The 18,447-nt window shown below is 63.6% G+C and carries 17 protein-coding genes; 7 read left to right on the forward strand and 10 right to left on the reverse strand.

Annotated features, from left to right (window positions below):
* The first annotated feature begins 93 nt into the window (after window positions 1-93).
* Both G5V57_RS30865 and murI read left to right on the forward strand, forming a co-directional pair.
* Complete coding sequence (locus G5V57_RS30865) at window positions 94-912, forward strand: RNA methyltransferase (protein ID WP_165172586.1); 819 nt, start codon at window positions 94-96, stop codon at window positions 910-912.
* The gene (gene murI / locus G5V57_RS30870) at window positions 909-1,727 is read left to right on the forward strand and encodes a glutamate racemase (protein ID WP_165172588.1); all 819 of its coding nucleotides are present in this window, start codon (window positions 909-911) and stop codon (window positions 1,725-1,727) included. The genes G5V57_RS30865 and murI overlap by 4 nt, the downstream gene beginning before the upstream one ends.
* 122 nt (window positions 1,728-1,849) lie before the next feature.
* Here the strand turns inward: murI and glpX are convergent, their stop codons facing one another.
* From glpX to G5V57_RS30900, 6 genes are all read right to left on the reverse strand, one after another.
* Complete coding sequence (gene glpX, locus G5V57_RS30875; RefSeq protein ID WP_165172590.1) at window positions 1,850-2,809, reverse strand: class II fructose-bisphosphatase; 960 nt, start codon at window positions 2,807-2,809, stop codon at window positions 1,850-1,852.
* 18 nt (window positions 2,810-2,827) lie between these two features.
* The gene (locus G5V57_RS30880; protein WP_165172592.1) at window positions 2,828-4,123 is read right to left on the reverse strand and encodes a homoserine dehydrogenase; all 1,296 of its coding nucleotides are present in this window, start codon (window positions 4,121-4,123) and stop codon (window positions 2,828-2,830) included.
* A gap of 156 nt (window positions 4,124-4,279) precedes the next feature.
* Entirely contained in the window at window positions 4,280-4,405 is a 126-nt protein-coding gene (locus G5V57_RS30885) for a DUF2474 family protein (RefSeq protein WP_165172594.1), read from the reverse strand.
* Window positions 4,402-5,403 carry a cytochrome d ubiquinol oxidase subunit II gene (cydB, locus tag G5V57_RS30890; RefSeq protein WP_165172596.1) on the reverse strand — a complete coding sequence of 334 codons (1,002 nt, stop codon included), beginning with the start codon at window positions 5,401-5,403 and terminating at the stop codon, window positions 4,402-4,404. Before cydB ends, G5V57_RS30885 begins: the two co-directional genes overlap by 4 nt.
* A complete protein-coding gene (locus G5V57_RS30895; protein ID WP_165172598.1) occupies window positions 5,400-6,824 on the reverse strand; it encodes a cytochrome ubiquinol oxidase subunit I in 1,425 nt (474 codons plus the stop codon). Before G5V57_RS30895 ends, cydB begins: the two co-directional genes overlap by 4 nt.
* A gap of 106 nt (window positions 6,825-6,930) precedes the next feature.
* Entirely contained in the window at window positions 6,931-8,184 is a 1,254-nt protein-coding gene (locus tag G5V57_RS30900) for an MFS transporter (RefSeq protein WP_165172600.1), read from the reverse strand.
* A gap of 117 nt (window positions 8,185-8,301) precedes the next feature.
* On the opposite strand from G5V57_RS30900, the gene G5V57_RS30905 reads away from it, so the two are divergent.
* On the forward strand, window positions 8,302-11,358 hold the full coding sequence (locus G5V57_RS30905; protein WP_165172602.1) for a CHAT domain-containing protein: 3,057 nt from the start codon (window positions 8,302-8,304) through the stop codon (window positions 11,356-11,358).
* Window positions 11,359-11,536: 178 nt separating this feature from the next.
* On the opposite strand, the gene G5V57_RS30910 is transcribed toward G5V57_RS30905, so the two are convergent.
* Window positions 11,537-12,130, reverse strand: coding sequence for an HD domain-containing protein (locus G5V57_RS30910; RefSeq protein WP_165172604.1), 594 nt, complete (start codon window positions 12,128-12,130; stop codon window positions 11,537-11,539).
* Window positions 12,127-13,278, reverse strand: coding sequence for a gamma-butyrobetaine dioxygenase (locus G5V57_RS30915; RefSeq protein ID WP_165174340.1), 1,152 nt, complete (start codon window positions 13,276-13,278; stop codon window positions 12,127-12,129). Before G5V57_RS30915 ends, G5V57_RS30910 begins: the two co-directional genes overlap by 4 nt.
* A 95-nt stretch (window positions 13,279-13,373) precedes the next feature.
* On the opposite strand from G5V57_RS30915, the gene G5V57_RS30920 reads away from it, so the two are divergent.
* The 3 genes from G5V57_RS30920 (at window position 13,374) to G5V57_RS30930 (ending at window position 16,261) form a co-directional block, all read left to right on the forward strand.
* Window positions 13,374-14,285: a LysR family transcriptional regulator gene (locus tag G5V57_RS30920; protein WP_165172606.1), complete on the forward strand. Its 912-nt coding sequence runs from the start codon at window positions 13,374-13,376 to the stop codon at window positions 14,283-14,285.
* Window positions 14,286-14,360: 75 nt separating this feature from the next.
* Window positions 14,361-15,572, forward strand: a complete 1,212-nt coding sequence (locus G5V57_RS30925) for an NADP-dependent isocitrate dehydrogenase (protein ID WP_165172608.1) — start codon at window positions 14,361-14,363, stop codon at window positions 15,570-15,572.
* A gap of 176 nt (window positions 15,573-15,748) precedes the next feature.
* Window positions 15,749-16,261, forward strand: coding sequence for a GFA family protein (locus tag G5V57_RS30930; RefSeq protein WP_165172610.1), 513 nt, complete (start codon window positions 15,749-15,751; stop codon window positions 16,259-16,261).
* Here the strand turns inward: G5V57_RS30930 and G5V57_RS34025 are convergent.
* A complete protein-coding gene (locus G5V57_RS34025) occupies window positions 16,258-16,569 on the reverse strand; it encodes a DUF6356 family protein (RefSeq protein ID WP_206530351.1) in 312 nt (103 codons plus the stop codon). The genes G5V57_RS30930 and G5V57_RS34025 overlap by 4 nt on opposite strands.
* Window positions 16,570-16,679: 110 nt before the next feature.
* Between G5V57_RS34025 and G5V57_RS30940 the strand changes: the two genes are divergently transcribed.
* Window positions 16,680-17,135, forward strand: a complete 456-nt coding sequence (locus G5V57_RS30940) for an Lrp/AsnC family transcriptional regulator (protein ID WP_165172611.1) — start codon at window positions 16,680-16,682, stop codon at window positions 17,133-17,135.
* A gap of 123 nt (window positions 17,136-17,258) precedes the next feature.
* On the opposite strand, the gene G5V57_RS30945 is transcribed toward G5V57_RS30940, so the two are convergent.
* The gene (locus G5V57_RS30945) at window positions 17,259-18,422 is read right to left on the reverse strand and encodes a cyclic nucleotide-gated ion channel (RefSeq protein ID WP_165172612.1); all 1,164 of its coding nucleotides are present in this window, start codon (window positions 18,420-18,422) and stop codon (window positions 17,259-17,261) included.
* Window positions 18,423-18,447 lie beyond the last annotated feature (25 nt).

An 18,447-nucleotide genomic window follows, 5' to 3' on the forward strand; every position in this document is an offset into this window, starting at 1 on the left:
TCCAATATTGACGCAAAATCCAAATCACGCAATCACAGATCGGCACCGGAAGAAGCTGGCATTTTTCTAACTCAGATAGGTTAAGCGAAGCCCATGGCAGGCACCCACAAGACGCGTATTTCACCCCTGGGAGCGGCACCGGCGGTCGTTCTGGTCAATCCCCAGCTTGGTGAAAACATAGGCACAGCCGCCCGCGCCATGGCTAATTTCGGGCTCCATGAGCTGCGGATCGTCGACCCGCGCGACGGCTGGCCCAATGAGCGGGCGCTCAAAGCCGCCTCCGGCGCCGACTGGATCATCGAAAAGGCGACGATCCACGCGACGCTCGAAGACGCGCTCAAGGACCTGACCTATGTCTATGCCACGACGGCCCGGCCGCGCGGCATGATCAAGGAGGTGATGACGCCGGAACAGGCGGGAAGCGACATGCGCCAGAGAATCGGCCGCGACGAGAAGCTGGCGCTGCTCTTCGGGCGCGAGCGCTGGGGTCTCAACAATGACGAGGTCTCGCTCGCCGATATGATCATCACCGCCCCCGTCAATCCGGCCTTCGCCTCCCTCAATATCGCCCAGGCGGTGCTCCTCGTCGGCTATGAATGGTACAAGCACGAAGCCACCTCGCTCGGCCAGGCGACGCCCGAGCTTCCCGCTCTGGAAGGCCCCGGGCTCGTGACGCCCGACACCCGTCCCGCCACCAAGGACGAGCTTTATGGATTCTTTCACCATATTGAGAGTGAATTGGATGCGGCGGGCTTTTTCAAGACCGCCGAGAAAAAGCCAGGAATGATCCGCAACATGCGCAATCTGTTCGCCCGCGCCGAGCTCACCGAGCAGGAAGTGCGCTCGTTGCGCGGCATGGTGGCATCGCTCACCCGCGCGCATGTGAAACGGAAAGGCAAGACGGAAGAATGACGGCGCCTTGCATCCTCCTCTTCGACAGCGGCATGGGCGGGCTCACCGTCGCCTCGGCGGTGCGTCAGGCCGAGCCCGGCGCGACCCTGATCTACGCCGCCGACAATGCCGCCTTCCCCTATGGCGCCTGGGACGAGCCGCAACTCGTCAAGCGCATCGTCGCGGTCATCGGCAAGTTGATCGACGAGACGCGACCCGATCTCGTCGTCATCGCCTGCAACACCGCCAGCACTCTTGCGCTCGCCGCCTTGCGCGAACGCTACACGGTCCCCTTCGTCGGCACGGTTCCCGCCATCAAGCCGGCCGCCGAGCAGACGAAGTCCGGACTTATCGGCGTCCTGGCGACCCCCGGCACCGTCAACCGCGAATATACGAAGTCGCTGATCCACACCTATGCCTTTCACTGCAAGGTGTTCCTGCATGGCGCCAGGCGGCTGGCCGAGATCGCCGAGGCGAAGCTGAAAGGCCAGAGCTTCGATCCGGAGGAACTGAAACACGAGATCGCGCCGGTCTTCAGGAGGCGCGACCACAAGGTGACCGATGTCGTCGTGCTGGGCTGCACGCATTACCCGCTCTTGCTGGAAGAAATTCGCGCCGTAGCCCCCTGGCCCGTGACCTATATCGACCCCGCTCCGGCCATAGCCAGGCGCGTCAGCGATCTCCTGCGCGGCGCGAAGTCCAATGGCGCCCGGATGAACGGCGCCGCCCACGGCACCGTTTTCCTCACCTCGGCGCGCGGGCGCGGCAGCGAAAGCCTCGCCGCCTACGCCGCCATGGGTTTCAGCACCAATGAGGTGCTGGATCTGCCGGTGTGATTTACATCGTCATCCCGGCGAAAGCCGGGATCCATTGAATAGACTCATGCGGGGCAGCGCTGCCCGCATGTTGGAATTTTATGGGTCCCGGCTTTCGCCGGGATGACTAAATAGAAAAGCGCTCACTCCCCCGCGTCGGCGCGGCGGCGGTTCTTGATCCAGCGCACCGTGCCGGTCGCCGAGCGCATCACCACCGTCTCGGTCGTCACATGCTCGCGCTCGAAGCGCACGCCGCGCAGGAGCGATCCGTCGGTGACGCCGGTCGCCGCGAACATGACGTCGCCCGACGCCATCTCGTTGAGCGAGAACTTCTTGTTGAAGTCGGTGATGCCCATCTTGCGGGCGCGTTCCTTCTGCTCGGCGCTCGAGGTCACGAGCCGGCCCTGCATCTGGCCGCCGATGCAACGCAAGGCCGCTGCCGCCAGAACGCCCTCCGGCGCCCCGCCGATACCCATATAGATGTCGATGCCGGTTTCCTCGGGATCGGCCGTGTGGATGACGCCCGCGACGTCGCCGTCGCTGATGAGACGCACCGAGGCGCCGGTCTCGCGCACACCGGCGATGATCTTCTCATGCCGCGGCCGGTCGAGGATGCAGGCGGTGATCTGGGCCGCCGGCACGCCCTTCGCCTTGGCGAGGCGGGCGATATTCTCCTGCGGCGTAAGGTCGAGATCGACGGTGTCTTCCGCATAGCCGCCGCCGATGGCGATCTTGTCCATATAGGTGTCGGGCGCGTGCAGGAGGCTGCCACCCTCTGCCATGGCGACGCAGGCGATCGAATTCGGCATCGCCTTGGCGCACAGCGTCGTGCCTTCGAGCGGATCGAGGGCGATGTCGATGCGCCAGCTTTTGCCGCCGCCGACATGCTCACCGATATAGAGCATTGGCGCTTCGTCGCGCTCGCCTTCGCCGATCACCACGAGACCGTCCATCTCGACGATCGCGTTGAGCGCCTTGCGCATGGCATCGACCGCCGCCTGGTCCGCCAGCTTCTCATCGCCCCTCCCCCGCCAATGCGCCGCGGCAATGGCCGCCGCTTCGGTGACACGGGCGATCTCGATGGTGAGCATGCGGTTGAGCATCAGTGTTCCTCCAGGTGTTCAGAGCCGTTCGATACGGATGGTGCGGGGCTTCGAGGCGACATGGCCATCTCTTTCGATCCGGCTCAAGGCCTGTCGCATGGACGAATCGAGTGTCTTATGTGTGACGAGCATGAATGATGCGATGGCCCCCTCCTTGGCGGGGGCGCGTTGCACGATGCTCTCGATCGAGATCTTCTCGTCCGCCAGAACCTTGGCGATCGCCGCCACGGCGCCTGGCTTGTCATAGAGCTCGAGCGCTACGTAATAGCCGCCCTCATGGGCGCGCTTGGGCGCCGCCTTGTATTTGCGCAACTCCTTGGCCGGCACGCCGAATGCCGGACGCAGGTTGCCGCGCGCAATGTCGACAATGTCGGCGAGCACGGCGGAAGCGGTAGGATGCGAGCCAGCACCACGGCCCTCGAGCATGAGATCGCCGGCAAAATCATTGTGCACCACGACGGCGTTGAAGACACCGTCGGTGTCGGCGACGGGCGATCCCTTGGGCACGAGTGTGGGATGCACACGCTGCTCCAGACCCTCGGCGCTGGCCACCGCAACGCCCAGAAGCTTGATCTTGAAGCCCATCTCGTCGGCGTTGCGGATATCGGCAAGCGTCAGCGCCTCGATGCCCTCGATCTCGATCGCGGCGACATTCACTTCCGTGCCGAATGCGAGCGACGTCAGGATGGCGAGCTTGTGCGCCGTGTCGAAGCCGCCGATATCGAAGGTCGGATCGGCCTCGGCATAGCCGAGCTCCTGCGCCTCCTTCAGAACATCGGCGAAGCTGCGGCCCTCCTGGGCCATCTTGGTCAGGATGTAGTTGCAGGTACCGTTGAGGATGCCGAACACCTTGGCGGCCTGGTTGCCGGCCAGCGCCTCGCGCATCGTCTTGACGATCGGGATGCCGCCCGCGACCGACGCCTCGAAATTGAGGGCGATCGCCTTTTCGTCGGCGATCTTCGCCAGGCCGGCGCCATGATGGGCGAGCAGCGCCTTGTTGGCGGTGACCACCGGCTTGCCAGCCTGAAGTGCCGCGGTGACCGCGGCCTTAGCCGGGTCGCCTTCGCCGCCCATCAACTCGACGAATACATCGATCTTTTCGGAACGGGCGAGCGCCACGGGATCATCGAACCAGGCAAGCCGACTCAGGTCATGGCCGCGATCCTTGGCCTTGTCGCGGGCCGAGACCGCGGTGATCTCGATCGGACGTCCGGCCCGGCGCGCGACAAGCGGGCCATGTTTCGCCAGGAGGTCCAGTAGCCCCGTTCCGACCGTTCCGAGGCCTGCCACACCCAGTTTCAGAGAATTCGCCATGATGACCAATCGAGTATTTTGTAACGCGGCCGTCCTTATGGCGGGAACGGCGCCCGATGGCAAGAAAGCGGCTACCGCATCGGACCGAAAAGTGCAAAGCGGTTTTCGGCTGATCCGATGCGTGAATCAAAGGATTAGAGCGCCCTGGCGCTCTAATCATAGCCCCAAGAAGAGCCGGATGATCATGGCGGCCGCGCCGACCGCCAGGATGCCGGCGACCCAGAGCAGGACGAACCAGAGGAGCCGGTAGCGCCACGGAGGCTCGGGCTGGTCTGCTTTCAATGATAGCCCTCGCTGCCGACCTTGCCGCGGAATACCCAGTAGGAATAGGCGGTATAGGCCAGGATGATAGGCACCAGCACCACCGCTCCCACCAGCAGGAATGACAAGCTTTCCTCCGGCCCGGCCGCGTCCCAGATGGTGAGCGTCGGCGGCACCATATAGGGGTAGAAGCTGACGCCGAGCCCGATGAAGGACAGGAGGAAGAGCGCCAGCGAAGCGAGGAACGGCGTATACTCCTCACGCCTGACCAATCCTCTGATCAGAAGATAGGCGGCGAGCGCCACCAGCAGCGGCACCGGGATGGTGTAGAGCATGCGCGGCCACGAGAACCAGCGCTCCATGTAGAGCGGCTCGAGGAAGGGCGTCCACAGGCTGACCAGCCCGATGAGGATGAGTGTGGCCGGCCCGAGGATCATTGCGAACCGATAACTGCGCTCCTGCAGCTGCTCGTCGGTCTTGAGGATGAGCCAGGTGGCGCCGAGCAGCGCATAGCCCACCACCAGAGCGAGGCCGGTGAAGAAGCTGAAGGGAGTGAGCCATGTCCACCAGCCGCCGGCATAGGCGCGGTCGACGATGGGAATGCCCTGCACGATGGTGCCGAGCGCTATGCCTTGCGTGAAGGTGGCGGCGAGCGAACCGAGAGCGAAGGCCCAGTCCCAGAGGAACTTGCCGCGCCGCGTGCGCCAGCGATACTCGAAGGCGACGCCGCGAAAGACGAGCGCCAGTAGCATGATGATGATCGGCGCGTAAAGCGCCGGCATGATGGCGGCATAGGCGAGCGGAAACACCGCGAACAGGCCGCCGCCGCCCAACACCAGCCAGGTCTCGTTTCCGTCCCAGACGGGTGCCACCGAATTCATCATGCGGTCGCGGTCGGCTTCCGATTTGTAGAAGGGGAACAATATGCCGATACCGAGGTCGAATCCGTCCATCATCACATAAGCGAGGACGGCGAAGGCGATGATGGCGGCCCAGATGAAAGCGAGGTCGAGCATCATCGGCGGTCCTCCGGATACGTGGCAAGTTCGCCGACGGTTTCAAGCGCCGGCGCCGGCACGATGCCCGCGGCGCGCAGATGCGCGTCGCTCGGGCTGTCCGGCTCGTTCTCATGGGGCGGCTTGCTCATCAGGCGCAGCAAATAGAACACCCCTGCCCCGAAGACGAAGAAATAGACGACGACGAAGGCGATGAGCGAAGCGGCCACGGCTTGGGCGGCGATGGGTGCTGCCGAATCGGCGGTGCGCAGCACACCGTAGACAGTGTAGGGCTGCCGCCCCACTTCCGTCGTCACCCATCCGGCGAGCACGGCGACGAAGCCCAGCGGCCCCATCAGCACCGAGGCGACATGAAGACCCTTCATCTCATAGAGCCGCTTGCGGTAGCGTCCCCACAACGACCATAGGCCGAGGCCGAGCATAAGGAAGCCCAATCCCACCATGATGCGAAACGACCAGAAGACGATCGTCGCATTGGGCCGGTCCTCCTTGGGCCAATCCTTGAGCCCCTTCACCACGCCGTCCCATTCGTGTTTGAGAATAAGGCTGCCGAGCTTCGGGATGGCGATTTCGTAGAGCGTCTTCTCGGCCTCCATGTCGGGCCAGCCGAACAGGATGAGCGGCGCTCCGGCGCGCGTCTCGAAATGCCCCTCCATCGCGGCGATCTTAGCCGGCTGATGCTCGAGCGTGTTGAGGCCGTGCAGGTCGCCGGCGAGGATCTGGATCGGCGCGACGATCGCCAGCATCCACATCGCCATCGAGAACATCACGCGCGAGCCGTCATTGAGCCTGTCGCGCAGGAGATGCCAGGCGCCGACCCCGCCGACGACGAGCGCCGTGGTGAGATAGGCCGCGATCACCATGTGGACGAGACGATAGGGAAAGGACGGATTGAAGACGATGGCCCACCAGTCGGTGGGCGCGAACTGGCCGACGGCATTGATCGTGTAGCCCACAGGCGTCTGCATCCAGCTGTTCGCCGAGAGAATCCAAAAGGCCGAAATGAAAGTGCCGATCGCGACCATGAGGGTCGCGATATAATGCAGGCTGCGTCCCACCTTGTTCAGGCCGAACAGCATGACACCGAGGAATCCCGCTTCGAGGAAGAAGGCGGTCAGCACCTCATAACCCATCAGGGGACCGATGATCGGGCCGGCCTTGTCCGAGAAGACGCTCCAATTCGTGCCAAATTGGTAGGCCATCACCAACCCCGAGACGACCCCCATGCCGAAGGCGACGGCGAAGATCTTCTTCCAGTAATTGAACAGCGTCAGATAGGTGGTGCGTCCCGTCGCCAGCCACAGGCCCTCGAGAACCGCGAGGTAGCTTGCGAGCCCGATCGAGAAGGAAGGGAACACGATGTGGAAGCTGACCGTGAAGGCGAACTGCCAGCGCGCCAGCAAGACCGGATCGAAACTATCCATTGCGCAAGCTCTCAGACTTTAATTCATTTCCGAACAAGCTGATGCAATCGCCGCTCCGTGACAACACCATAACTGTCGCGCGTGCCTTTGTCACTGTGGCTTTGTGTTACCTTCCTCTGTCGAGTCTGCGCACCTGTCGCAATTGTGGAAACCACATCGCCCAGAGCAACGCCACGGCAATCGTTCCTGCCCCGCCGAAGACGACGGCCGGCACAGCGCCGAACAGGAACGCCGAGATGCCGGCACGAAACTCGCCGAGCTCGTTCGAGGCGCCGATGAAAACCATGTTCACCGCATTGACGCGTCCGCGCACGTCGTCGGGTGTCCACAGCTGGATGAGTGTCTCACGCACATACACGCTGATCATGTCGCAGGCGCCCGCCAGCGCCAAGGCCAGCACCGACAGCCAGACGGTCGTCGAAGCGCCGAAGACCATGGTGAAGAAGCCGAAGCCCGCGACGAAGATGAACATGATGAGCCCGGCATGATCGCGGATGGTGTTGCGCGTGAGCCAGGCGGCGACGATGAGCGCGCCGAAGCCGGGAGCGGCGCGCAGCAGGCCGAGCCCCCAGGGCCCGGCATCGAGAATGTCGCGGGCATAGACCGGCAGGAGCGCCATGGCCCCGCCGAGAAGAACCGCGAAGAGATCGAGCGAGATGGCGCCCAGCACCACCTTCTCCGACCACACATAGCGGAAGCCGGCGAACAGCGTGGCGAGACTCCTGGCCTGCTCCGACCGGAGCTGGACCGGCTTGGGCATCAGCCCGACGAGGACGGCTCCCGTCGCGAGCAGAGTGAGCGCCGCGCCATAGGCGGCATATTCCGAAAGCCCGTAGAGCAGCCCGCCCGCCACCGGCCCGGTGATGGTGGCGATCTGCCATGAGGAGGAATTCCAGGCGATGGCTGTCGAGAGCTCCTTTTGCGGGACAAGATTTGGCACGAGCGATTGCGAGGCCGGTCCCATGAAGGCGCGCGCCACGCCGAAGACGGCAAGCAGCGCGAAGACCGGCCACACCTCAGCACTCCGGCTCCAGGTGAAGACGATGAGCCCGGCGCAAATCGCCGCTTCGAGCGCCAGGCAGATGGCCATGATGGCGCGACGATTATGGCGGTCCGCCACGGCGCCGGTCACCAGCACGAGCAGCAGCGATGGCAGGAACTGCACCAAACCGACGAGCCCCAGATCGAGGGGGTTGCGGGTCAGGTCATAGACCTGCCAGCCGACGGCGACGGAGATGATCTGCGTGGCGAAGCTCACCAGCAGACGCGCCAGCCAGTAATAGAGAAATCCGCGATGGCGGAATACGGAGGCTTGCGAAGGTGGAGAGGACGGGGATTCGGGAGATTCGGCGGCGGTCATTGTCGGCGACGATGCGCCTTGCCCACGGGCCTGTCAAAATACCAACAAGACCTTGCGTCAAGATGTTGGGTCAAATAGGCTTTGAATATTAACATCTCGGGCTGTTAGCGGGACTTTATGCACCTTCCAGTAGTGATCATTTTCGTCGCGGCGCTGCTCGCTGCGGGCGCGCCGGCGCGGGCGCAAAGTCTGGAAGCAGCGGAGACAGCGCCGTCCGCCGAGACGACAGCCCCGCCGGCGCCCGAGGCTGACGCCGCGAAGCTCGCCTGCCCCGACGCCATGCGTATCTATAGTGAGGCGGCCGGCGACTCGGACAAAGCCTTGCCGCCGGCACCCCAGGCGACGGTGTCCGGTACGCCGGATCGCGCCGCCGCTGCCTCGCGCAAGGAGGACAAGATCGCGGCGTCCAGGAAGCGGCTGGCCGACACGATCACGAAATTTGGCGAAAAGGCCCCCCGCACTGCTCAGGCCTATCGCCTCCTGGCGCGCGATTATCGCGACGCCGCGAAATACGAGGACTCCGTCACGGCGCTCGAGGCGGCGATGCGCATAGCCGACGCCGCGGTGGGCAAGAAGCGCGCCGAGCTCGCCGACATCCAGATGGAGCTCGCCCAAACCTACACCAACAAGGGCGATCGTCTCAGCGCGCTCGCCATGTACAACGCCGCCCGCAATACCTTCGAGGAGGCCCTCGGCTCCGACCATCCCAAGGTCGCGCTCGCCTTGCACAATATCGGCAAGATCGACCTCAACATGACGCAGTTCGAGCCGGCCCTTGCCGCCTTCGCCACCGCGCGTAAGGTCTATGAGGCGAATCTGCCGGCCGAGACCAGCCGGCTGGTCGAGCTCCTGATCGACACCTCGAGTGTTCATGCGCGCATCGGCAATCGCGAGACGGCGCTGGCCTTCGCCAAAGAGGCCGTGGCGCTCGCCCGCGAGAAGCTGGGTCCCGACCATCGCAGCAATGCGCTGGCGCTGCATTTCGCCGGCACCATCAATCGCGGCATGGGCCGCAGCGCCGATGCGTTGACCGATCTGGGCGCGGCGCTGCGCATCTATCTCGGCAACGAGGCGAAGACGCGGCGCCGCATTCCCGAAGTGCTCGACGATGTCAGCGTCGCTCTCGTGCGCGCCGACTGTCTCGACCAGGCGGTCGAGGTCCAGACGCTATCGATCGCCCATTATGCCGCGCTCTATGGCGAGAACCACAACCGCGTGGCCTCCGCCTATCACCGCCTCGGCGGGCTTTATCGCGAGAGCGGAAAGTTCGCCGAGGCGCGGGCGCCCTTGTTCAAGGCGGCCTCTATCTATGAGAACATCTTCGGCCCCAATCACCGGCGCATCGCCGATGTCTATGCCGACCTCGCCAGTGCCAGCGCCCGCATCGACCTCAATTCCGAAGCCTTGAGATACGGCTTCCGGGCGTTGCGCATCCGCAATGTCAACAAGCAGGCCGATCCCGAAGATCTGCGCCAGAGCTACTGGTCTCTGTCCATTGTGCTCAAGCAGCAGGGCGATATGACCGCGGCCATCGCCTTCGCCAAAATGGCGGTGAACATCAATCAGGAGATCCGCTCGCAGAACCGCAACCTGCCGGAGGAACTGACCCGGGCGCTCGCCGGCCGGTACCGCGAGCTCTATGAATATCTCGCCAACATGCTGATCGGCGCCGGCCGTCTGCAGGAGGCCCAGCAGGTTCTCGACCTCATCAAACAGCAGGAACTGTTCGACTTCGTCCGCCGCGACAGCAAGGACGCGAATCTCGACGGCCGTGCCGCCCTCACCCCGACCGAGGCCGATCTGTCGGCCAAGATCATGGAGCTGGTGGAAGCGCCGATCAGCGCTGCCGAGGAGATCGAGGCGTTGAAGAAAAAGCAGGCCGAGCTGGGCTTGAGCAAGGACGAAGAGCATCTCGTCTCGACACTCGAGCAGTCGCTCGCCGATCAATTCCGCCGGCAGCAGACGGTGATCGATGATCTTCTCGCCGAAGTCGAGAACGCCAATCGCGACATCGAGCGCGAGGTCAACCGACTCGATCTCGACCTTGTCGACGCCACGCAGGAGCGTCTCAAGGGTATGAAGGGTCGCGCCGTCGAGCTTCAGATCGCGAGCCTCGATGACGCGCTCCATATCTTTCTCACCACCGAGCGCACCGGCATCCACAAGGAAGTGCCGGTCGGGCGCAAGGAAATGGCCTTCCTCGTCTTCAAGGCCCGGAGCGCTACCGCCGGCCGCGATCCTGAGGCGCGCCAGCATCTGCAGCGTCTCTACGATATCCTGGTGAAGCCCGTAGCACCCGAACTCAAAGCGGCGCGCGCCGAGGTGCTGATGTTCAACCTGAGCGGCGTGCTGCGCTACGTGCCCTTGGCGGCGCTCCATTCGGGCGAGCGCTATCTGGTCGAGGACTATGCCGTCGCCCTGTCCACCACCGCCGCCAATACGCGCTATGAGGCACTGCCGCGCGAGCGCGGCAAGGCGGCGGGATTTGGCGTGACCAAGCCGCATGAAGGTTTCTCCGCCTTGCCCGGCGTGGCCGAGGAGCTCGAGACGGTATTCGACGGCGCCGACACCAAAGGTTATCTCGCCGGCAAGCCCTTGATGGATGAGGGCTTCAACAGCGAGTCGATGGGCGAAGCACTTAAAGCCAAGCCGCTCTATCTGCATGTCGCGAGCCATTTCCGCCTGGTGCCGGGCGATGCCAGCAATTCGGTGTTGCTTTTGGGCGACGGACGCCGCCTTTCCCTCGACGAGTTCCGCAAGGACGAGCGCTTCCGGCTGACCGATCTCGATTTGCTCACCTTGTCCGCCTGCGAGACGGCGGGCGGGGTCGACCAGACGGGAGCCGAGATCGAAAGCTTCGCCTCCGTCGTGCAGAAGCGCGGCGCCTCCTCGGTATTGGCGACCCTGTGGCCGATCGCCGACAGCTCGACCTCGCTGCTGATGGCGGACTTCTACAAGAACTTCCTGGCGCTGGGCGCCGACAAGGCGACCTCCTTGCGCAAGGCGCAGATCGCCATGCTGAAGGGCGAGCTCAAACCCACGACGCAGGTCACCGCCTCGCGCTCCGCCAGCGAGACGATCGAGACGCCGATCGCCGATACCCTCGCCGACGAGCCCGGCTTCCAGCATCCCTATTTCTGGTCGGCCTTCATCCTGATGGGGAATTGGCTGTAGGCTTCGGCGCCAGCAGATGCCGTCATTTCCCTTCTCCCGCTTGCGGGAGAAGGTGCCCGAAGGGCGGATGAGGGTGTTCTTTCCACGAAACCGGAGGTTGACGCTCTGACTTGAAGTGCCCTCACCCGGCCTTCGGCCACCCTCTCCCGCTCAAGCGCGGGAGAGGGGGAAAATTGGTTTAAGCCTCGTGCCCCGCCGCATACCTGTCCACCACGCGCTGCAGCACCGGCACATAATGCCGGAAGGGCGGCGTCGCCATATCGGGATCCTTGCCGCCCTCGTCCCACAGCCGGACGCGCACGGCTTCCTGGTAAAACGGATTGCGCCGGAATTCCGCCACCTCCGCTGCGCTCATCGCACCGCCCTGCAGTTCGAGCGTATGGCGCGAGGCCGGGCTGAGCTTGCCGTAATAGGTCTCATCGGTGGCGCAGAGATAGCGCTTGGCCGCCACATGCAGGCGCACGCATTCGGTGATCACCGGCGGGAAGAAATGCTCGAGCACCTTGGCCCCCGCCTCATCATGATGATTGTCCTCGGTATCGTCTGGCGAGTAAGGCCCGAACTCGCTGGTATAGTGGCCGATGTCATGCAGGAGTGCGGCCGCGACGAGCTCGTCGCCAGCCCCTTCCCGCTCGGCCAGCACCGCCCCCTGCAGCATATGCTGCGACATGGTGACGGGCTCGCCCAGATAGGACTCGGCACCGCGCCTTTCGAAGATGTCGGCGATGAAGGCGACGATGGTGGATCGGTCGACGGCGAGATCGCTTTTCATGCCGCCTCCTTCTGCTCATGCTCGATCGCGGCGAGCGTCGACAGCAAACCGTCCTTGTCGGCATAGCAGCCCTGGAGCCAGCGCGTGCCGGAACTCGAGAAGGATTTGCGCGCATGCAGCACGCGGGTGTTGTCGACGATGAAGAGCTCGCCGGGCTTGAGCTTGAAGGTCACTTCCATCGCCGGATCCTCGATGATCTCGGCGAAGCGGCGATAGGCGGCGTAGAAGCCCGCCATGTCGTCATAGGGAATGTCGGTGAAGGCCGCGGCCGAACGGTTGTTGAAGCGGATGGCGATCAATTCGCCGTCGGGGCCGAGCTCGATCATCGGCCGCTTGGCCCTTAGCCTGACGCCGGCCGATCCCGCATATTCGAAACGCGCGCTATGACGGGTGAGGAGCGCGAAGCCTTTCGGATCCTCATCGCTGAGCCGCAGCGCCGCGCGGAATCCGTCCACCACCACCGAGTCGCCGCCGTCGACCGTGTTCTCGAGGCAGGCGAGCAACTGCAGCGTCGGTACGGGATCGCGATAGGGATTGTCGGTATGGGCTTGCAGGCCAAGATTTGTGTAAGCGAGATTGTTAGGATTGACCTCGGCGCGCACCTCGAACCATTGGCCATAATTCGTCTCGCGCACATAGCCGAACATCCTTGCGACATCGATCAGCGCGCCGCTCGCCCGCGGCACGCCGGTCATCAGGCCGAAGCCGTAGCGCCGAACACCTGCGAGCCACTGGCCGAAGGCGGCGCGATCCGCCTGGCTCTCCTCATGTCCGACGACCGGCATGCGGGCTTGCAAGCGCCCGTCCCAGGTCTCGATCTCAGGCGCAAGCCAGCCCGCTTTCTGCTCCGGCCTGCGGTCATAGATATGAGCAGCGAGCCACGTCGCCGAATAAGTGACGGCCTTGCCTTCGGGTGCGAAGGTGAGCGTCAGATCGCCTCCGGCGGAAATTTCGGCCGCGGTGATCTTCGTCTCCACCGGAATATCGAGCAAGGTGATCAGGCGCTGCCCGTTGGTAGCGCTGCGCGTGGCACCGTCCGGCGCATTGTCGCGCAGCCATAATGCATGAAAGCGGGCATATTCGCCGGATGTCCAGTCGAGCCCGACGGCCTTGCCGCCGTCGATGAGGGTTGCGTTTTTGAGCGGCATATCGAAGTCCTGGAAGGATGGGCCTGCTTGCATCCTGAGCCCGCCTTTGCCAATATTCAAACAATGGAATTTCCGGCTTTGGCTAAAGAAAAATTATGACAGAGCAAGGTGAGCTTTCCCCGCCGCTGATCTGGCTGAAAGCCTTCGAGGCCGCCGCCCGCCATGCGAGCTTCACGCTCGCCTCCCAGGAACTCGGCCTCACCCAGGCCGCCGTCAGCCAGCAGATCAAGGCGCTGGAAGGCCGCCTCGGCGCCAGGCTGTTCCATCGCCGCCAGCGCGGCGTCGCCCTGACGGCGGAGGGCGCTGCCTATCTTCCCCATATCCAGCAGGCCTTTGCCAGCCTTGGCCGCAGCACCCAGGAGCTGTTCGGCCGGCGCAGCCGGCAGACGATGACGATCCTCTCGCCCATTTCCTTCGCTGCTTTATGGCTCGCCCCCCGCCTGCCTTTGCTCGAGCGCGAAACGGATGGGCTGGGCATTGACATCACCACCATGCACCTGCCCGACGCCTATGAGGCGACCGACGCGGCTTTCGATATCCGCTTCGGCCTCAGCGACTGGCCTGGGCGCACCGCCTATCGCCTCACCAGCGAGAGGCTGACACCGGTGGCGGCACCCGGCGCGCTGAAGGCTCGCGCGAAACAGGCGGCCGACATCTGGCGGCGCCTGCCTCTGCTGACAGTGCGCGGCGCGCGCGAAATGTGGCCCGACTGGTTCGCGCTGGCCGGCGAGCCGCCGCGCGGCGTGGCGCGCTACCGCTTCGACAGTTTCATTGCCGCCATGAGTGCCGCCGAGGCCGGCGCCGGCATTCTCCTGGGCTCCCGCCCGCTGATCGATGCGGCTCTCCGCCGAAAAACCTTGGTGCGGCTGTCGGACTTCGAACTGCAATCTGCCGCCGGCCATTTCCTGACCCATGCCGCCGGACGTCCCCTGAGCCCGGCCCAGGCCGCCTTCCTGGCCGCGCTGACCCGCGCCGCCGCGCAGGAAACGGCCACCCCGCTTGTGTGATCTGCGGGGTTTGCTCAAGCGCCACCTGCTTGCTATAGGCACGCTTCTTCAGAAACGCAGTGTGAGGCTGGCTCCATGGCAAAGATAAAGGTCGCAAATCCGGTGGTCGAGCTGGATGGCGATGAAATGACGCGCATCATCTGGGATCTCATCAAGACGAAGCTGATCCACCCCTATCTCGATGTTCCGCTCGAATATTACGATCTCTCCGTCGAGAATCGCGACAAGACCAAGGACCAGGTCACCATCGACGCCGCCCACGCCATCAAGAAGCATGGCGTCGGCGTCAAATGCGCCACCATCACGCCGGACGAAGGGCGCGTGAAGGAATTCAATCTGCAGCAGATGTGGAAGTCGCCCAACGGCACGATCCGCAACATCCTGGGCGGCGTCATCTTCCGCGAGCCGATCATCTGCTCCAACGTGCCGCGCCTGGTGCCGGGCTGGACCCAGCCGATCATCGTCGGCCGTCATGCCTTCGGCGATCAGTACCGCGCCACCGATTTCAAGTTTCCGGGCAAGGGCAAGCTCACGATCAAATTCGTCGGCGAGGATGGCAAGACCATCGAGCATGAGGTCTTCTCGGCGCCGGGATCCGGCGTCGCTATGGCGATGTACAATCTCGACGAGTCGATCAAGGAATTCGCCCGCGCGTCCTTGAATTACGGCCTCAACCGCAACTATCCGGTCTATCTCTCGACCAAGAACACCATCCTCAAGGTCTATGACGGCCGCTTCAAGGACATCTTCCAGGAAGTCTATGACAGCGAGTTCAAAGCCGAGTTCGAGAAGCGCAAGATCTTCTACGAGCACCGCCTGATCGACGACATGGTGGCCTCGGCGCTGAAGTGGACCGGCGGCTATGTCTGGGCGTGCAAGAACTATGACGGCGACGTGCAGTCCGACACCGTGGCGCAAGGCTTCGGCTCGCTTGGCCTGATGACCTCGGTGCTGATGACGCCGGACGGCAAGACGGTTGAGGCTGAAGCCGCCCACGGCACGGTGACGCGTCATTATCGCCTGCACCAGCAGGGCAAGCAGACCTCGACCAATTCGACGGCCTCGATATTCGCCTGGAGCCGTGGCCTCGCCCATCGCGCCAAGCTCGACAACAACGAGGCGCTCAGAAAATTCGCCGACACGCTGGAAAAGGTGACGGTGGCGACCATCGAGGAAGGCAAGATGACCAAGGACCTCGCGGTTCTGGTCGGCCCCGATCAGGCATGGCTCTCGACCGAGGGCTTCATCGACGCCGTCGACAAGGCGCTGCAGAAGGCGATGGCCTGACTAAGTATCGGCCCGAAAAGTTGCAGACTTTTCGGATCGGCCGATGCGTAAGGAAATCATAGCCCCGAAAAGTTGCAGACTTTTCGGAAGAGGCTATGCGCCATAAGATCGAGGGCCTGCTGACGAAAGTTGGCAGGCCATTTTGATAAGTGAGTAATCCGGCAAGGGAGACGAACATGGCTCGACCGGTCTTCACAGGTGGCTGCCAATGCGGCGCGGTGCGCTACCGCATAGAAGGTCCCTTGGGCCGGGCCGGCATCTGCCATTGCCGCATGTGCCAGAAGGCCTTCGGAAGCTGGGGCGCAGCTTTGGTGTCCGTGCCTGTGGCACAACTCACCTGGAGCCGCGGCCAGCCGTCGGAATTCCGCTCCTCGGCCATCGTGGCGCGCGGCTTCTGCGCCCAATGCGGTACGCCGCTCCACATGAAGGAAGACGGCGATCCCGTTTACGAAATCGCCATCGGATCACTCGACGCCCCGGAACTGGCACCCCCGACCGAACAGTCGGGCGTCGAGGCGGAACTGTCGTGGTTCAAATCCCTGAGCGCGCTGCCGCGCCAGGCGACCGAGGACTACCGCAGTCCTCAGGATATGGCGAAGCTCAGGAGCTTACAGCACCCTGACCATGATACTGAGCGCGCTTCCCGGCGAAGTCAGACCACTGCGCCGAAAAGGAAGCGCGCCAATTAAGTATGTTGGAGCAAATCCTTTTCGCCAAAGTCTTCGACTTTGGCGGGATTTGCTCTGGCCGCCGGAGCGCTGATCGGATGGCTGTCCGCCTTCGCCATCTGGGCGCGCCGGGCCGCGATCTCCGCATGCATGTCCATGATCGAGCGCGAAGCCGTCGTCTCGCATAGAGACGGCACGAAGGCATGCAGGAAGGCCGCCGCTGAGGCCCTGAACAGCCGGCCGCTGAATTTCAGCGCGAACAGCATATGCTCGAAATAGCTTTCACCGACCTTGTGCGGATGGCTGAGAAAGAAGCGCTGGATGATCATGGATGACCCTTTGGGCGAATAGGTGAATTGCCCAATATTCACACGAGATCTGCGGGAATTCGTCCCAATTATGATTGCCGAAGAGGCAAAATTTGGGATAGTATCCCACAATGCTGGACAAAACCGATCGCGCCATCCTCGCCGAGCTGCAGAATGATGCTACCCTCACCGTCGATGCGCTGGCCGAGCGCATCCATCTGTCGCGCAATGCCTGCTGGCGCAGGGTGAAGCAGCTCGAGGAGACGGGTGTCATCAAGGGCCGCGTGGCGCTGCTCGATGCGGGAAAGCTCGGCCTCGGCCTGACCGCCTTCATCGCCATCCGCACCGCCCAGCATGAGGAAAAATGGCTCGAGAAATTCTCCCGTGCGGTGCGCGATTTCCCGGAAATCATCGGCGTCTACCGTACCACCGGCGAGACCGACTATCTGCTCCAGGCGGTGGTCAGCGACATCGCCGGCTATGACCAGCTTTACAAGCGCCTCATAGCCCGCATCGCGCTCACCGATGTCTCGGCGAGTTTCGTGATGGAGAAGATCAAGGAGACGACGGCGCTGCCGCTGGATTAGAGCATCGGACCGAAAAGCTTGTGGTCGGGCTTGACCTGACCATGAGTAGCGGTTTTCGGATAGTCCGATGCGCATATCAAAGAGTTAGAGCGCCGGCCCGATTCTATGAGAGCGTTCGGCGCTCTAAGCCGGTGTGCTTTGCTGAGCGGGTTGCCGCGCGTTCATCGCCGCGCGCAGTGCGGTCTCGACGCGCGGATTCTGCTCCATGAACTTGATCACGTCGGCGGCGTCGAGAACGAGAAGCTCGCAAGTCCGGCGCGCGATCACGGTCGCCGTCCGCTTGACCCGCCCGAGCACGGCGACTTCTCCAAAGAAGTCGCCCTCCTCCAGTATCACGGTTTGATGCGGCAGCACGACCTCGACCTCGCCGGTGGCGATGAAATACATGCTGTCGCCCTCTTCGCCCTTGCGGATGATGATCGTATTGGGTGGAAACTTGCGCGCCCTGAGCAGGCTGACGAGTTCGGCCAGCGCCGCGCCGTCGAGCCCGGCAAAGGCCGGAACGCGCGCCACCATGCCGTAATTGACGATGAAATCGCGCCGGCGGATCTCGGCCAGGAAGCCGGTGGCGATGATGGCGACCGGCAGCGCGAAGAAGACGAGCCCGCCCAGCATAACGAAGCCGGTGAACAGCTTGCCGAGCGGAGTTATTGGAACCACATCGCCATAGCCTACCGTGACGACGGTGACGACTGCCCAGTACATGGCGGCCGGAATGCTGCCGAAATTCACGGGCTGCACGTCATGCTCGATCAGATACATGCCGGTCGCGGCGACGAGCAGGAGGCCGAGCCCGATAAGGCCCGCCGCCATCAGCGGCCGCCACTCGCTCGAAAGCACCCTGCCGACGGTGGCGAGCGCCGGCGAATAGCGGGCCAGGCGGAAGAAGCGCAGCACCTGGAAGATCAGGATCGGCGCCAGGGCATGCGGCCTGACCACCAGCAGGAACAGCGGAACGAGACCGGCGGCATCCAGCAGCATCAGCGGGCTGAGCATGAAGGCCGCAACACCGCGACCATTCTCGCCGCCGAAGACCGGATGCTCGGGCGCCGTCCACAGGCGCGCCGCATACTCGCCGAGAAAGAACAGGCCGAAAGCGAACTCGCCGGCATACAGGTCGCGGAGAATTCCAAGATCGAGCCCCTCGACGGTCGAGGCGACAGCCACCGCGACACTTGCCAGGATGATCAGGATCGAGGCGCGTTCGAACCATAGCGCCGGCCTGTCGCGCTTGATCCCAGGCTCGATGATCTCATACGCCCTGCGGCGGGCGGAGACCGACGCCATCCGACGCTTCCTTTCGGCCGCGATC

Source organism: Nordella sp. HKS 07, assembly GCF_011046735.1.
GTDB lineage: Bacteria > Pseudomonadota > Alphaproteobacteria > Rhizobiales > Aestuariivirgaceae > Taklimakanibacter.

What these genes read in the sequence shown, in the direction of transcription:
- G5V57_RS30900 (WP_165172600.1), bottom strand. Translation starts at nt 8,184, where the DNA reads ATGACCGCCGCCGAATCTCCCGAATCCCCGTCCTCTCCACCTTCGCAA.
- G5V57_RS30920 (WP_165172606.1), top strand. Translation starts at nt 13,374, where the DNA reads ATGACAGAGCAAGGTGAGCTTTCCCCGCCGCTGATCTGGCTGAAAGCC.
- G5V57_RS30915 (WP_165174340.1), bottom strand. Translation starts at nt 13,278, where the DNA reads ATGCCGCTCAAAAACGCAACCCTCATCGACGGCGGCAAGGCCGTCGGG.
- cydB (WP_165172596.1), bottom strand. Translation starts at nt 5,403, where the DNA reads ATGATGCTCGACCTCGCTTTCATCTGGGCCGCCATCATCGCCTTCGCC.
- G5V57_RS30930 (WP_165172610.1), top strand. Translation starts at nt 15,749, where the DNA reads ATGGCTCGACCGGTCTTCACAGGTGGCTGCCAATGCGGCGCGGTGCGC.
- G5V57_RS34025 (WP_206530351.1), bottom strand. Translation starts at nt 16,569, where the DNA reads ATGATCATCCAGCGCTTCTTTCTCAGCCATCCGCACAAGGTCGGTGAA.
- G5V57_RS30865 (WP_165172586.1), top strand. Translation starts at nt 94, where the DNA reads ATGGCAGGCACCCACAAGACGCGTATTTCACCCCTGGGAGCGGCACCG.
- G5V57_RS30895 (WP_165172598.1), bottom strand. Translation starts at nt 6,824, where the DNA reads ATGGATAGTTTCGATCCGGTCTTGCTGGCGCGCTGGCAGTTCGCCTTC.
- G5V57_RS30905 (WP_165172602.1), top strand. Translation starts at nt 8,302, where the DNA reads ATGCACCTTCCAGTAGTGATCATTTTCGTCGCGGCGCTGCTCGCTGCG.
- G5V57_RS30910 (WP_165172604.1), bottom strand. Translation starts at nt 12,130, where the DNA reads ATGAAAAGCGATCTCGCCGTCGACCGATCCACCATCGTCGCCTTCATC.
- G5V57_RS30940 (WP_165172611.1), top strand. Translation starts at nt 16,680, where the DNA reads ATGCTGGACAAAACCGATCGCGCCATCCTCGCCGAGCTGCAGAATGAT.
- G5V57_RS30925 (WP_165172608.1), top strand. Translation starts at nt 14,361, where the DNA reads ATGGCAAAGATAAAGGTCGCAAATCCGGTGGTCGAGCTGGATGGCGAT.
- G5V57_RS30945 (WP_165172612.1), bottom strand. Translation starts at nt 18,422, where the DNA reads ATGGCGTCGGTCTCCGCCCGCCGCAGGGCGTATGAGATCATCGAGCCT.
- murI (WP_165172588.1), top strand. Translation starts at nt 909, where the DNA reads ATGACGGCGCCTTGCATCCTCCTCTTCGACAGCGGCATGGGCGGGCTC.
- G5V57_RS30880 (WP_165172592.1), bottom strand. Translation starts at nt 4,123, where the DNA reads ATGGCGAATTCTCTGAAACTGGGTGTGGCAGGCCTCGGAACGGTCGGA.
- glpX (WP_165172590.1), bottom strand. Translation starts at nt 2,809, where the DNA reads ATGCTCAACCGCATGCTCACCATCGAGATCGCCCGTGTCACCGAAGCG.